The sequence below is a fragment of the Pontivivens nitratireducens genome (assembly GCF_011290545.1).
Lineage (GTDB): Bacteria > Pseudomonadota > Alphaproteobacteria > Rhodobacterales > Rhodobacteraceae > Pontivivens > Pontivivens nitratireducens.
Map to the genome: position 1 here is coordinate 1,094,862 of NZ_CP049811.1, position 13,908 is coordinate 1,108,769.

Genomic DNA, 13,908 nt, shown 5'->3' on the forward strand with positions numbered 1-13,908 from the left:
AGACCTCAGCTCGATGGTGTGTCGAGCGGGTCGAAATTGCCGCGTCCGCCATCAACCGCCAGAATTTGCCCGGTAACGAAGCTCGCCCTGTCGGACGCCAGGAACAGGGCCGCCTCCGCCGCTTCCTCCGCATCGCCGATTCGGCCCAGCGGGGTGACGGCGGTCAACTCCTTGCGCAATTCCTCACGCTCCTTCAACGCCTCCTTCAGGTGGCCGGTCATCACGCCGCCCAGTGCGATAGCGTTCACCCGCACGCCCTTGGGAGCGAGCGCCACGGCCAGGCTGCGGGTCATCTGGTCCAGCGCGGCACAGCTGACCGAATAGGCCAACAGCTCCGGCAGGGTCCGTTGAGCGGAAATCGAGGTGATGTTCACGATGGAGCCGACATTGCGGGCATCGCTGCCCTCCGCCTGCGCGATCATCTTCTTGGCGACCATCTGGCTCAACCGCAGACCATTCTTGACGTTCTGTTGCATCAGCGAATCGAACACGTCGCCCTGCGGGTCCAGCGGATCGTGCGACAGCACCTGACGCGAGCCGTTGACCAGAATGTCCACGCGCTCGAAATTATCTATGGTGGTGGCCATCAGGTTGGCGATGCTCAACTTCTCCCGCAGGTCGCAGGAAAAGCTGCGGACCATGTCGCCATCCTTGGACAGCGATTTGGCCTCGGCCTCCAGCCGTTCGTCGTCGATATCCGCCATCATGATGCGGGCGCCTTCCTCACGGAACTTGCGCGCAATGGCCAGACCGACCCCGCTTGCCGCGCCCGTGACGATCGCGGATTTTCCAGTAAGAGACCCCATGTCAGCTCCATGTTAACGTACCGCGTCCCTACGGTAAGTGATGGCATATAGGACAGATGCGCTGGACTTGCGAGAGCGGGCCGGTCTGTTAGAACTCGACGTGATTTTTGAGAATGGGGAGCATCATGGCCACGAACGCAGATTACAACGAGAATTTGCCGCGCAAGCAGGCGAACCACCAACCGTTGACGCCCCTGACCCTGCTGGACAGGGCAGCGCGAGTGTTTCCCGATCACGTCGCGATCATCCATGGCGACCAGCGCGTCAACTATCGCGATCTGCTGTCGCGCTCTCGCCGTCTTGCCTCCGCCCTGGTCGCGATGGGCGTGCAGCGGGGCGATACCGTTTCCGCTTTGCTTTTCAACACCCCCCCGATGATCGAGGCGCATTACGGCGTGCCGATGACCGGCGCCGTTCTCAACGCGCTGAACACCCGCCTGGATGCGGCCACGCTCAGGTTCATCCTAGGGCATTGTGAGGCTAAGGTCCTGCTGGTGGATGCGGAATTGGAGCCGCTGGCGCGCGAGGCATGTGCCGACCTGGATCAGCCGCCGCAATTGGTCGTGTATCACGATGTCACAATCTCGACTCAGCCCTGCGAATACGAGGCCTTGCTGGCCACCGGCGACTCGGATTTCGACTGGTCGATGCCGCAAGACGAATGGGATGCCATCGCGCTGAACTATACGTCCGGCACCACGGGTGATCCGAAGGGCGTCGTGTACCACCATCGGGGCGCGATGTTGTTGGCAACCGGCAACGTGGTTCATGCGGGAATGGGCAAGCACCCAGTCTATCTGTGGACCTTGCCGATGTTTCACTGCAACGGCTGGTGCTTTCCCTGGTCGCTCAGTGCTGTCGCCGGAACCCATGTCTGCCTGCGACAGGTCCGGGCCGGTGCGATGTTCGATGCGATAGCGGATCACGGCGTGACCCATATGTGCGGTGCGCCCGTGGTGATGAGCACGCTTCTGGACGCATCCGATGAGGAACGGCGTGAGATGCCCGCCCGGGTCGCCTTCTTCACCGCGGCCGCCCCCCCGCCCGAAACGGTTCTGGCCGCGATGGGGGATGCGGGATTCGACGTGACGCATCTGTACGGTCTGACGGAGATCTTCGGACCTGCCGTGATCAACGAATGGAACCGTGACTGGGATGCACTGTCCACGGGTGAGCAGGCCGGTCTGAAGGCGCGCCAGGGCGTGCGCTACGCCGCGCTGGAGCAGCTCGACGTGCTGGACGCGGACGACCGACCTGTACCTGCCGACGGTCAGACGATGGGTGAAGTCGTGATGCGCGGCAATGTCGTGATGAAGGGGTATTTCCGCAATGAGAAGGCGACCGAAGACGCCTTGCGCGGCGGCTGGTTCCGATCCGGCGATCTGGGGGTGAAGCATCCCGACGGATATATCCAGCTCAAGGATCGCTCGAAGGACATCATCATTTCCGGGGGCGAGAACATCTCCTCCATCGAAGTGGAGGAGGCGCTCTACCGACACCCTGCGGTCGCAACCTGTGCCGTTGTGGCACAGCCGGACGATAAGTGGGGTGAGACACCGTGCGCATTCGTCGAACTGCGCCCTGACATGCAGGCCAGCGCGGATGAGATCATCGCCCATTGCCGCGCGGAACTGGCACATTTCAAGGCACCCCGATACGTGGTGTTCGCGGAATTGCCCAAAACCTCGACCGGGAAGGTTCAGAAGTTCGAATTGCGAGAACGGGTCAGGAAGGGCTAGCGCGGCGCGCGCCAGCCTGCGGCCTCTGCCTCCGCGACAGAGCAGAACCAGCGCTCGCTCGCATTGATCGACGTGCGGTCGTAATACTGGCTGCCGGGCACATGATAGATACGTCCGTTCGCGCTGATATTGCCCCTGATGGCGCAATCGGAATCACGGGGCGTCGTCGTTGAGGAGGTCTGCGCGGCGCGCCACACCCAGGCGGGTTGAGCCGGATCGACCCACATGCCGTGGCCGGATCGGGCCGCCTGCTGCGTCTCGAACGTGTAGTCGGGGGGATAGCGCGGTTCATCCATCGCATAGCCTGACATCACCATGGCCCGGCCCAGATCAGCGACGCGCGGCGTCGAGCAGGTGCCCGCGATCCGGTCATAGGTCCGTCCGCCGTTCAGCACGCATGTTATGGTATCGTTTCCGATCAATGCGACCAGGGTTTGCGTCGCTGCAATCCCACACGTGCTGGTCCCGCAAAGCTGATGCCGCTCTGGCGCGTCGATCCCGGCGAGGCGGACCTTGACGCCCCCCACCTGCAACGTGTCGCCATCGGTCACATCCGCAAACCCGCTGACCGATTGGGCGGAAGCGGGCAGAGCGATGACCAGCAATAAAACGAAAATTCTGAACATGAATTAACATTCGTTAATTCAAGCGAATCGCGCAAGAGAATCCGGTAAGAAAGGTTAACGCTTGATCGGCCGCTCAGCTTCGAAAACCTTGAACGCGCCGGGTCCGGGAATTTCCTGCCATTTCTTGAAGCTCTCCGTCAGCTGCGCCTCGTATGGCAACTGGCGGTTCGCGACGAACAGCGCCTTGCCGCCCGGTTTCAGCAACCGCGCAGCAGCTTGAATGAACGCCTGACCCAGGGCGGGTTCGGCAGCGCGACCATGGTGAAACGGTGGATTGCTGATGACCCAGTCGAAAGAAGCGGACCCGTTGAGCGCAGTGACATCCGCCCAATGAAAATCTGCCCGCTCATCGACGACATTCCGCCGAGCGGCGTTCAGCGCATTCCCGTCCGCCTCGTACAGCGATAGCGAGGCCACCTCTGGCGCGGTGGCGAGCAGTTGCGCGCTCAACCAACCCCAGCCAGCACCCAGATCCGCGACAGCGCCGCCAATCCGATCCGAGAAATGTTCGGCCAGACGAATCGATCCCGCATCGGGTGCATCGGCCGAGAACATGCCGGGCGCGGTAATCCAGCCTCCCTCGATCGGGGAGGGCTGCGCGGCATCGAGCCAGTCGCGCGTCACTTCAGCAGCGTTTGCAGGCGTGTCGATGGTGAAGAGCTTGCCGTGCGCCTTTGACAGAACCTCACCCACGGGCAGGATCTTGCGCACTTGCCGCAGAAACGAATCGACGCCAGCATTTTTTTGGCCGGTGACGATTATCGGGGCTTGCGGCGGAACCATGTGACACGCCCGTGCCAGCCGGCCGAAATTTTCGACCCGCGAGCGGCCCAGACAAACGATCATCGCGTCTTGCGCGGCGTCCAGCACCTCAACAACGTTCAGTCGCATGTCGGTCATCCGGTCGTGATCGACCTTGTTGCGCTGCTCGAAGGTGATCGTATCCGCGAAATCGTGCCACCCGGGATCGGGATCCGCGCCGAGGCATCCGACCTTCATGTCCGACAGGTCCAGCCCGCTCAGTTCAAGGCGTACAGGGTCGCTCATGACAAGCGCCTCATTCCTTTTCCATCGTGCATTGCAGCGGATGCTGATTGCGCTGGGCGTAGTCCATTACCTGCGTGACCTTCGTCTCGGCGATTTCCCGCGAAAAAACTCCGACCACAGCGACACCCTTCTTGTGAACGGTCAGCATGATCTCGACCGATTGGGCATGCGTCACACCAAAGAACCGTTGCAGCACGTGCACCACGAATTCCATCGGTGTGTAGTCGTCATTGAGGAGCATCACTTTGTAAAGCGGCGGCTTTTGCGTTTTCGGACGGGTTTTCGCCGCAAGGCCGAGGTCGCCTTCACGGTCGGAATCATCGTTGTTCATACTCAGGAATTTACGTGTCATTGCGCCCATATGTCCCTTGCAGACAGGATTCACAATATATTCCGTCCACTAAACGAGAAAAGGGGGCCTAAGCCCCCTTTTCGTAATAGTGCCTTGATCCGGCTCAGGCGGTCATGGACTTCATCGCGGACTGCGCGGCAGTCATGCGCTCACCCATCGGCGCGGTCACATCCTTGGCGGAAGAAACCATCATCTCGTTGATCTTCGTCGCCTGCTTCATCCAACCGTCGAACATGGTCTGAGCGAAGGCGGACTGCTTTTCGAACAGCTCGGTCATCGTCTTGGAGGACGCCATGTCCTTGGCTGCGGCAACGCCTTCCTCGAAGGATTTCTTGGTGAAGGTGGAGACTTCGGTGCTGAAGCCTTCGGCCACTTTCGCCGCGATCTCACCCGATTTGACCATAGCGTCGAGGTTTTCCTGGCCGAACGAGGATGCTTCCTCGAAGCCCTTGGTCATTTTCTCGACCGTGTCGGTCATCGTCTTCTGTGCGTCTGCAGCAAAGGTTTCCATCTGTGCAGCGGTGTCTTTTGCAGTGGTCTTGGTAGCCATGATAAAACTCCATCCAATTCGTTTGGACGAACATCTCGTCCTTGTGGATAAGAATTAGGTATCATGTTGCACTGCGTCAAGGTTTTTATGTTGCGGCGCACAAAATTCCTTGCCCGGGGATTGTTTTGAAATTTTCTCACAGCCCTTCGACCGTGAACGGGATAAGCAGAGTCTTGACCGTGAATGTGGGTTAATCGTTGCAATTCAAACCGATCCGTTGCTAACGTAATGTAAATCATAATGAGGCTGAATAAATCGGCCCATTACCGTGGCAGGCTTTCGTCGGAGTGACCGATGCATATACGTATTTTGAGTTTCGTGCTGGTAGCGGCACTGAGTTTCCTGGCGCCCGCTGCTCAGGCGGCCCCCTATGCAGCGATCGTGCTGGATGCGCGGGACGGCAGCGTCCTGCATTCACGCAGTGCGGACACACCGCTTCATCCCGCATCGCTGACCAAGATGATGACGCTGTACCTCGCGTTCGAGGCTGTGGAGAGCGGACAGCTCGACCTCGACCAGCAGATTCGAATCTCGCGCAATGCGTCGAGCGAGCCGCCTTCCCGTCTGGGGCTCAGCGCAGGTCAGCGGATTTCCGTGCGCTATCTGATTCGCGCCGCCGCCGTGCGTTCGGCCAACGATGCGGCCACTGCGCTGGGTGAGGCCATCGCCGGATCCGAGCAGGCCTTTGCGCAGTTGATGACCGAAACTGCGCGGTCACTGGGGATGACCCAGACGACCTTTCGCAACGCACATGGACTGACCGCGAATGGCCATATGTCCACCGCGCGGGACATGAGCACGCTAGCGCGGCATCTGTTCTACGACTATCCGCAATACTACAACATCTTCGGTCGCACCTCGACCAGTGCCGGGGTGGCGACGGTGCGCAACACCAATCGCCGGCTGCTCAATGGCTATCGCGGTGCTGACGGGATCAAGACAGGATATACCCGCGCTGCCGGCTATAACCTGGCAGCCTCCGCCGAACGAAACGGCGAGCGTGTGATCGCGGTGATCTTTGGCGGACGCAGTTCCACCTGGCGTTACAACCGCATGGTCGAACTGCTCGACATGGGATTCGATCGGGCGCCCTCGCGTGTCGCGGTGGTGCGCCCGGGTCGCGTCGCGGTCGGCGCGGTCATGGCCTCGACCCGTCCGATGCCGCGTGGCGCCAGTGAAACGACGCAGCTTGCCGCGGCGGCCAGCCTTGTGGGCAACGCGTTCGTATCCTCCGCCAATGCCGCGACGAGCGAGACTCAGACCTCCTCAACTGTGCCGCTGCGGATAAGCACATCGACATCGGGGCAGGGCGCGCCGATGGCGGCGCCCCGTCCCCTGCCGCGGCCTAGTGGCGAATGGGCGGTACAACTCGGCGCCTATCGAGATGCGGATTTCGCGGAATCTGTGCTCACCGATGCGCTGGTTGGGGTCACAGAGCCGTTGGTCGGCGCGCATCGCAGTGTCGGTCAAACCGTCGTGAACGGTGTGCCTCTCTATGCTGCGACCTTCATCGGGTTGAGCGAGAATCAGGCGACCGCGACCTGTAGCAGCCTGCACGCGCAGGACCGTATCTGCCGTATGGTTCGCCCGAACGGTTGACCGGTTCGCCTAGAACTTGACGGACACGTCCGGCAGGTTCAGCGCCTTGACGACATCCCGAACCTCCTGCCGCGCAGCCAGGTTCGAGATGTTCAGGCTGACCTCCCCGGTATCCTTCAGATCCAGCAATGTCAGGCCGGACAGGAACATCTCCCGGAACACCACGCGTTCGCCGAATCCGGGAATCACCCGAAACCCGATCCGCTTGCTCAGCTCGGTCAAGGCACTGCCCACCCGCCGCTTGTTCCGCGCATTCAACGTGGCGATGCGATTGCGCAGCACCACCCAGTCCACCGGCTTCAGCCCGGCTGTGGCGCGCAACTGACGCGCCTGCCAGACCATTTCGGAATAGACGCTGGGGCCCAGCACCTTGCCGGTTTCCGGGTTCAGCTTCGCCAGCAGGTCGAAGTCGATCAGGCTGTCGTTCATCGGCGTGACCAATGTATCCGCCGCGGCGTGTGCCATCTGCGCATAGCGGGTATGTGAACCGGGGCAGTCGATCAGGATGAAGGAGCAGGTCTGATCCAGCCGGTGCAACGCGGCGGCAAACCGGTCCTCCTCCTCCTCCTTCGCGGCGGTCACACTGTCGAGGGTCGAGTATCCCAGCGCCTCGCGTATGGGCATCGGCAGCTTGGTTCCGGTGCGGGCGACGAAGGCCTCACGATTCTCAAGATACCGGAAAAAGCTCTTCTGCCGCAAATCCAGGTCGATCACGCCGACCTTGTGGCCACAGCGCGCGAGGGCCGCGAACAGATGCATGGAGGTCGTCGATTTGCCGGACCCTCCCTTTTCATTGCCCAGCACGATAATATGCGCCACGTGAACCCTCCCGTACAAAAAAGACGCGCCCCGGGGGCGCGTCTTTCCTTGATACACAACGCCCCGCAGGGCGAAAAGACGTATAGGCTATCAGAAGCCGAGACCGTCGTACTTCGCCTTGAACTTCGACACGCGACCACCGGTATCCATCAGGCGCGAGGTGCCGCCAGTCCATGCCGGATGCACGGAGGGATCGATGTCGAGGTTCAGCTGTGCGCCTTCCTTTTGATAGGTGGAGCGCATCTGAACGATGGTGCCGTCGGTCATCTTCACATCGATGACGTGGTACTCGGGGTGGATATCTTTTTTCATGGGTCTGGTCCTTTGACGTGACTGAGCGGAGAGGACAGGCCATTCTCCGTCGCCACAGGGGTAAACGAAGCTGTCAGCTACCCCGGATCGGATGTACGCGCAAGCCCCTCAGTGCGTCTGTCGTGCGCGTCGCAGGGCGCGCAGGTCTTCGCCCGATGCTTCTGGTCCGGCCAGATTTTGCCGCACGAAGGCCCGAATCTCTGCTTCCTCATCCAATAGCTGGCTATAGGACAGCGCGGCACGTGCTGCCGTCGTGGCGAAATGCAGGCTAATATAGGCCGTGAGCGCAGCCGGCGCCACATAGACTGTCAGGTTGCCATCCCCGATTTGCAGTGCGGCCAGTACGAAAATGGTGAGCAGGACCACCACGACAGCATTCAAAGCCTGCGCGATATAGTACAGCACCGTCAGTTTCCAGAAATTGTAGCCGACGCCGAACGTAATGTCGTGGCGGGGTTTCTTTTCCGCCGCGTTCGCCGCCGTGGCCGCCATGGCGGTGCCCATCGCGCCGAATCCCAGGGCGGCGATGATCGAGAACAGCCATCCCGCCGCCTGCGCCACTCTGCGCAATTCCTCGCTCAGACCAGTCAGATCGGGCGCCACGCCGGTTGTGGCGAAGTCGGTCGCGACATCCATCACGGCCGTGTCGAGGCCGACCGCCAACAACGCAGTCACCACGACGAATGCGACAGTCTGCACGATATTGATCGGCAGCAAGTTCATATAGGCCAGCCGCATCTGCGCCTTGGTCAGGTGATCAATCGTAGGAGGAGTCGTGCGCCCGACCGTTACCAGGGCCGCCCGCAGCGCGGCCATTCGCACGATTGCGATGCAGGGTGTGGTGAGAAGACAGACGAATACCAGCTTCCACAACGGGTTCGGCGTGTTCTCGATCAGCCCGAAATAGATCAGCGCGGTCAGAACCGCGACCGGCAAGGTCCGCATAAAAACGGCCGGCATCAGTCGAACACTGTCGAGAAGGAGGAGATACATCGTGCGCCCGATCTTGTGAGGGGGGCAGGATAAACCGGATTTCGCGTCGGGTACAAACGGCACAGGCGCCCCCTGCCGGGGACGCCTGATGTGTTCGACCGTCGCGTAGGGATCAGCCCTTGGGCGCGCGGTAGTTGGTCTTTTCCGTGATACGGGCAGATTTGCCGCGACGATCACGCAGATAGTACAGTTTCGCGCGACGTACCTTACCGCGACGAACGACGGTCACCGTGTCGATATTGGGCGAGTGGAGCGGGAAAACACGCTCGACACCCTCGCCGAAGGAGATCTTGCGAACGGTGAAGGATGCGCCGATCCCCGTACCGTTGTTGCGCGCGATCACGACGCCTTCGTAGTTCTGAACGCGGGAGCGTGTGCCCTCGGTCACCTTGTAGCCGACGCGCACGGTATCACCGGGTGCGAAGTCGGGAATGTCTTTTGCAAGCTCTGCAATCTGCTCGGCTTCGAGGGTCTGAAGCAGGTTCATGTCTGTCGTCCTTATGATCGCCTTAGCGGCGAATGTTTGCGCGTATGAGAGCTTCGGTCGCTGTTCGGGCTGCGGCATTGCCGGCCCGCCGAAGGTCGATACGTCTTTCCTTATGTGAAACCGCGTCCCGGTGCGGCAGGCAGGCACCTGCCCGGACATGGTTCCGAAACCGGGAAACCCCCGGCAAGCCCCGCGCATAGCCCAGCTTGGGGTAGAGTTCAACTGCCTTCGTGATCCTTGCGCGCCTGATATGCGGCCCACAGGTCCGGGCGTCGGTCCTGTGTCAGCTTTTCGGATTGCGTACGCCGCCACTCCGCGATTTTCCCGTGATGGCCCGAGATCAGAACCGGCGGCACCGCGCGTCCGCCCCAGTCATTGGGGCGGGTATATTGCGGATGTTCCAGCAGGCCGGAGGAGAAGCTTTCTTCCTCCACCGAACTTGCATTGCCCAGCACGTTCGGAAGCAGGCGCACCGTCGCGTCGATCATGGCCTGTGCGGCCAGTTCACCGCCGGTCAGTATGAAATCGCCGAGGGAGACCTCGATGATCTGCCGCGATTCGATGATGCGCTCGTCCACCCCCTCGAACCGTCCGCACAGCAGCGTGACGCCCGGCCCGGCGGCAAGGTTATGAGCCATCGCCTGATCGAACCGCCGTCCGCGCGGGCTGAGATAGATCAGCGGGCCGACAACGGGCCGCGAGGCGATTGCCGCATCCAGCACGTCAGCCCGCAGCACCATTCCCGCACCGCCACCTGTCGGCGTGTCGTCCACCGCGCGATGTTTGCCCAGACCGAACTGACGGATATCCGTCACCTCCATCTGCCACAGCCGATCCTTCAGCGCCTTGCCGGTCAGCGATTGGCCCAGAATGCCGGGAAACATGTCTGGGTACAGCGTCAGGACCCGCGCGGTCCACGTGTTTTCCAGTTCCCGTTCCTGCATCAGGTCACGCGGTTGAGCACTGGCGCTGATCGACTTGCGACCCAGCGAGCGCATCAGCGCTCACCCCTGCCGCAGATCAGCAGATCGTTGGAAATGCGCGTCATTCCGGCTCCTCGCTCAGATCGACGATCACACGCCCGGCGGTCAGATCGACGGTCGGAACGGCGTGGCGGGTGAACGGGATCAGGGTTTCGCCCTTTGGCCCGGTCACCTCCAGAATATCACCGGCCCCGTGGTCATGCACGGCATGCACCCGACCCAGTTCGACGCCGCCGGTATCCAGCACCAGCAGGCCGATCAGATCGGCATGATAGAACTCGTTATCCGGCAAATCGGGCATCCTGGCCCGTTCGGCGTATAGCCGCGTGCCCTTCATCGCGTCGGCCTCTTCCTTGGTGGCGATGCCGGACAGATGCGCGGCCAGACCGTTCGCGACGGGGCGCGTTATCGTAACATCGAAACTGCGGGTGCCGTCCTCGGTGAACAGGGGGGCATAGCTGGCGATGGCCTTGGGGTCCGAGGTGAAGCTCTTCAACCGGACCTCGCCCTGCACACCGAATGCGCCGGATATCGCGCCGACGCAGATTAGATCGCTCATCTTGTCAGGACCTCAGGTTTGGGGGCTTCGGTTTCCCAGCCCGCGCGGATCAGCTCGGGGGTCTCGGTCTCCTCCTCGGGCCAGCCGAGGCACAGATAGGCAACCAGCTCCCACTCTGCCGGCGCGTCGAGGTCGCTGCACAGTTTTACAGGGTCGAGGATGGACACCCACCCCATGCCCAACCCGCGGCTACGGGTGGCAAGCCAAAGATACATGATCGCACCGGCGACGGAATAGGCCCGCATCTGCGGCATTGTTGCCGCGCCCAGGCCCGAACCCTTGCGCGTGGTGTCATCGCAAAAGACAGCGAGGTGGACTGGAGCCTCTCGCAGCCCGGACAGTTTCAGCCCTGCATAGCGTTTGGCCTGATCGCCGGAATAGCCCTGCAATGCCTGGGCGTTCGCGACCTCGAAATTCTCGATCGCAGCGGCGCGGGCGCCGTCACTCTCGACATGAATTAGCCGCCAGGGTGCGCTGAGTCCGACCGAAGGGGCGTGACGCATCTGGTCGAGGCATTCATCGAGAAGGTCGTTCGGAACCGGGCGATCCGTGAAGCGCCGCACGTCGCGGCGCCACTTGAAGAGTTCGTTCAGTTCCGCCGTGAAGTCAGTTGAGAAGGAACGCATCGTGGCTCCGTTATGGACTGATGGCGAAACGCCGGTCCCCCTGGGGGGAACCGGCTCAGAGGGTTTATTCTTCGGCTGCTGCGGGTTCTTCCGCGGGGGCTGCCGCTGCTTCGGCGGCGGCGGCCTCCTTGGCGGCCTTTTGCTCGGCACGTTCCTTGGCCTTTTTGCCCGGCTCGGCCTTCTTCATGTTGGCGCGCTCTTTTTTGTCAACAATGCCAGCCGCTTCGAGGAAGCGGGAAACGCGATCCGTCGGCTTCGCACCTGTGGACATCCAGTAGGCAACGCGCTCGGCGTCCATCTTGACGCGCTCTTCGTTGTCCTTGGGCAGCAGCGGGTTGTAGGTGCCCAGCTTCTCGATGTAGCGGCCATCGCGGGCCATGCGGCTGTCAGCAGCGACGATGCGGTAAAACGGGCGCTTCTTGGAACCGCCGCGTGCGAGACGAATGGTAACGGCCATGGGTATCTCCTTGATCTGGTCGTGTATGGGTCTGAAATATCAGACGTTTTCCTGGTATTGTTCGTGGTGACGGATAACTTCCTGAATAATGAAATTCAGAAATTTCCGGGTGAAGTCCGGGTCGAGGCCAGCATCGGCCGACATAGTTTCGAGCCGGGTAATCTGTTCCGCCTCACGCGTCGGGTCGGAGGGCGGGAGGTCATGTTCCGCCTTGAGCTTTCCCACCGCCTGCGTGCGCTTGAACCGCTCGGCCAGAGTAAAGACGAGGATCGCATCGAGGTTGTCGATCGAGGCGCGATGTTCGGCCAGAACAGAACGGGCGAGGGCGATTTCTGCGGTCATCCGTTCGCTCCGAAACCGGAGGTTGCGATATAGCCGCGCTGCGTCGCGACGGAGGGGTTTCCGCCGACAAATGCCGGGAAAATTTCAGATATACGGCTCATTTCTTCTTTCCCAGACCGCTCAGACCGGGGGGCAGGGACGCTCCGCCAAGGCCCGGCAATCCGCCGGGCGCGGTGCCGCCGCCGCCCATCCCGCCGGGAGGCGTCATGCCGGGGGGCAGTCCTGCACCACCGCCCATTCCGCCCTTGCCCATCAGCGCGCCGAGGCCGCCGCGCATCAGGCCCTTTTTGCCCATCTTGCCCATCTTCTTCATCATGTCCGCCATCTGGCGGTGCATCTTGATCAGCTTGTTGAGGTCGGACACTTCCATGCCCGCACCCTTGGCAATTCGCTTCTTGCGGCTGGCCTGAAGGATGGCCGGATTCCGGCGCTCCTGCTTGGTCATCGAATCGATCAGGGCCATCTGGCGTTTGAGCACCTTGTCGTCCAGACCGGCCTCATCCATCTGCTTGGACAGCTTGCCCATGCCCGGCATCATGCCCATGACGCCCTGCATGCCGCCCATCTTCTGCATCTGTTCAAGCTGCTGTTTGAGGTCGTTCATGTTGAACTGACCCTTCTGGAAACGCTTCATCATGCGCTCGGCCTGCTCGGCCTCGATCTGCTCCTGCGCCTTTTCGACGAGGGAGACGATATCGCCCATGCCAAGGATACGGCCCGCGATCCGTTCCGGGTGGAATTCCTCGATGGCGTCCATCTTCTCGCCCAGACCGACGAACTTGATGGGCTTGCCCGTGACTGCGCGCATCGAGAGGGCGGCACCGCCGCGACCGTCGCCGTCCATCCGGGTCAGCACGACGCCCGAAATGCCGACACGGCTATTGAAGTTCTCCGCCGTGTTCACGGCATCCTGTCCGGTCAGGCCATCGACCACCAGCAGGGTTTCGTGCGGCTTTGCCTCATCGCGAACGGCAGCAACCTCATCCATCAACTCATCGTCGATGGACAGGCGGCCCGCGGTGTCGAGCATGTAGATATCGTAGCCGCCCAGCGTCGCTTGCTGCTTGGCACGCTTCGCGATCTGCACGGGGGTCTGTCCGGGCACGATGGGCAGCGTATCGACGCCGATCTGCATCCCCAGCACGGCAAGCTGTTCCATCGCGGCGGGGCGACGGGTATCGAGCGAGGCCATAAGGACGCGTTTCTTGTTCCGCTCCGACATGCGCTTGGCCAGCTTGGCGGTGGTCGTAGTCTTGCCCGAGCCTTGCAGGCCGACCATCAGAACGGGAGCGGGCGGTGATCCGACCTTCAACTCACCCGCATTGACATCATCACCGGCTAAAGTCTGGACCAGTGCGTCGTGGACGATCTTGATGACCTGCTGGCCGGGGCTGACGGATTTGGTAACGGCTTGTCCGGTGGCCTTGTCCTGCACGGATTTGACGAAGTCGCGCGCGACAGGCAGCGAGACGTCGGCCTCCAGCAGGGCGACGCGCACCTCGCGCAGGGCGGTGGCCACGTCCTCCTCGGTCAGCGCACCCTGACGGGTCAGCTTTTCAAGCACACCTGAGAGGCGGTCGGACAGATTCTCGAACATCGCGTCGCTCCTAC

General features: G+C 61.7%; 17 protein-coding genes. 2 read left to right on the plus strand and 15 right to left on the minus strand.

What is annotated here, in order from left to right:
- Nucleotides 1–5: 5 nt before the first annotated feature.
- Complete coding sequence (locus G8E03_RS05330; protein ID WP_166189468.1) at nucleotides 6–806, minus strand: SDR family NAD(P)-dependent oxidoreductase; 801 nt, start codon at nucleotides 804–806, stop codon at nucleotides 6–8.
- A gap of 125 nt (nucleotides 807–931) precedes the next feature.
- Between G8E03_RS05330 and G8E03_RS05335 the strand changes: the two genes are divergently transcribed.
- On the plus strand, nucleotides 932–2,545 hold the full coding sequence (locus G8E03_RS05335) for an acyl-CoA synthetase (protein ID WP_166189470.1): 1,614 nt from the start codon (nucleotides 932–934) through the stop codon (nucleotides 2,543–2,545).
- Here the strand turns inward: G8E03_RS05335 and G8E03_RS05340 are convergent.
- The 4 genes from G8E03_RS05340 to G8E03_RS05355 form a co-directional block, all read right to left on the minus strand.
- Entirely contained in the window at nucleotides 2,542–3,171 is a 630-nt protein-coding gene (locus G8E03_RS05340) for a thermonuclease family protein (protein ID WP_166189472.1), read from the minus strand. The genes G8E03_RS05335 and G8E03_RS05340 overlap by 4 nt on opposite strands.
- Nucleotides 3,172–3,225: 54 nt before the next feature.
- Nucleotides 3,226–4,218, minus strand: coding sequence for a class I SAM-dependent methyltransferase (locus G8E03_RS05345; RefSeq protein ID WP_166189474.1), 993 nt, complete (start codon nucleotides 4,216–4,218; stop codon nucleotides 3,226–3,228).
- Nucleotides 4,219–4,228: 10 nt separating this feature from the next.
- Nucleotides 4,229–4,549 (minus strand): ATP-dependent Clp protease adapter ClpS, encoded by a 321-nt coding sequence (gene clpS / locus G8E03_RS05350; RefSeq protein WP_166193896.1) that lies wholly within the window; start codon nucleotides 4,547–4,549, stop codon nucleotides 4,229–4,231.
- Nucleotides 4,550–4,673: 124 nt separating this feature from the next.
- The gene (locus tag G8E03_RS05355; protein ID WP_166189477.1) at nucleotides 4,674–5,120 is read right to left on the minus strand and encodes a phasin family protein; all 447 of its coding nucleotides are present in this window, start codon (nucleotides 5,118–5,120) and stop codon (nucleotides 4,674–4,676) included.
- Between the two features lie 294 nt (nucleotides 5,121–5,414).
- Between G8E03_RS05355 and G8E03_RS05360 the strand changes: the two genes are divergently transcribed.
- Entirely contained in the window at nucleotides 5,415–6,719 is a 1,305-nt protein-coding gene (locus tag G8E03_RS05360) for a D-alanyl-D-alanine carboxypeptidase family protein (RefSeq protein ID WP_166189479.1), read from the plus strand.
- 9 nt (nucleotides 6,720–6,728) lie between these two features.
- On the opposite strand, the gene G8E03_RS05365 is transcribed toward G8E03_RS05360, so the two are convergent.
- The 10 genes from G8E03_RS05365 to ffh form a co-directional block, all read right to left on the minus strand.
- On the minus strand, nucleotides 6,729–7,538 hold the full coding sequence (locus G8E03_RS05365; protein WP_166189482.1) for a division plane positioning ATPase MipZ: 810 nt from the start codon (nucleotides 7,536–7,538) through the stop codon (nucleotides 6,729–6,731).
- Between the two features lie 90 nt (nucleotides 7,539–7,628).
- Nucleotides 7,629–7,850, minus strand: coding sequence for a 50S ribosomal protein L31 (rpmE, locus tag G8E03_RS05370; RefSeq protein ID WP_166189484.1), 222 nt, complete (start codon nucleotides 7,848–7,850; stop codon nucleotides 7,629–7,631).
- Between the two features lie 108 nt (nucleotides 7,851–7,958).
- Nucleotides 7,959–8,810, minus strand: a complete 852-nt coding sequence (locus G8E03_RS05375; protein ID WP_166189486.1) for a hypothetical protein — start codon at nucleotides 8,808–8,810, stop codon at nucleotides 7,959–7,961.
- Between the two features lie 145 nt (nucleotides 8,811–8,955).
- Nucleotides 8,956–9,330, minus strand: a complete 375-nt coding sequence (gene rplS / locus G8E03_RS05380; RefSeq protein ID WP_166189489.1) for a 50S ribosomal protein L19 — start codon at nucleotides 9,328–9,330, stop codon at nucleotides 8,956–8,958.
- Between the two features lie 218 nt (nucleotides 9,331–9,548).
- Entirely contained in the window at nucleotides 9,549–10,328 is a 780-nt protein-coding gene (trmD, locus tag G8E03_RS05385) for a tRNA (guanosine(37)-N1)-methyltransferase TrmD (protein ID WP_166189491.1), read from the minus strand.
- Between the two features lie 46 nt (nucleotides 10,329–10,374).
- Nucleotides 10,375–10,872: a ribosome maturation factor RimM gene (gene rimM, locus G8E03_RS05390; protein WP_166189493.1), complete on the minus strand. Its 498-nt coding sequence runs from the start codon at nucleotides 10,870–10,872 to the stop codon at nucleotides 10,375–10,377.
- Nucleotides 10,869–11,498 (minus strand): 5,6-dimethylbenzimidazole synthase, encoded by a 630-nt coding sequence (bluB, locus tag G8E03_RS05395; RefSeq protein WP_166189496.1) that lies wholly within the window; start codon nucleotides 11,496–11,498, stop codon nucleotides 10,869–10,871. The genes rimM and bluB overlap by 4 nt, the downstream gene beginning before the upstream one ends.
- Before the next feature lie 64 nt (nucleotides 11,499–11,562).
- On the minus strand, nucleotides 11,563–11,955 hold the full coding sequence (gene rpsP, locus G8E03_RS05400) for a 30S ribosomal protein S16 (protein ID WP_166189499.1): 393 nt from the start codon (nucleotides 11,953–11,955) through the stop codon (nucleotides 11,563–11,565).
- 39 nt (nucleotides 11,956–11,994) lie between these two features.
- Nucleotides 11,995–12,297 carry a chorismate mutase gene (locus G8E03_RS05405; protein ID WP_166189501.1) on the minus strand — a complete coding sequence of 101 codons (303 nt, stop codon included), beginning with the start codon at nucleotides 12,295–12,297 and terminating at the stop codon, nucleotides 11,995–11,997.
- Between the two features lie 97 nt (nucleotides 12,298–12,394).
- Complete coding sequence (ffh, locus tag G8E03_RS05410) at nucleotides 12,395–13,894, minus strand: signal recognition particle protein (RefSeq protein WP_166189504.1); 1,500 nt, start codon at nucleotides 13,892–13,894, stop codon at nucleotides 12,395–12,397.
- Nucleotides 13,895–13,908: the final 14 nt, after the last annotated feature.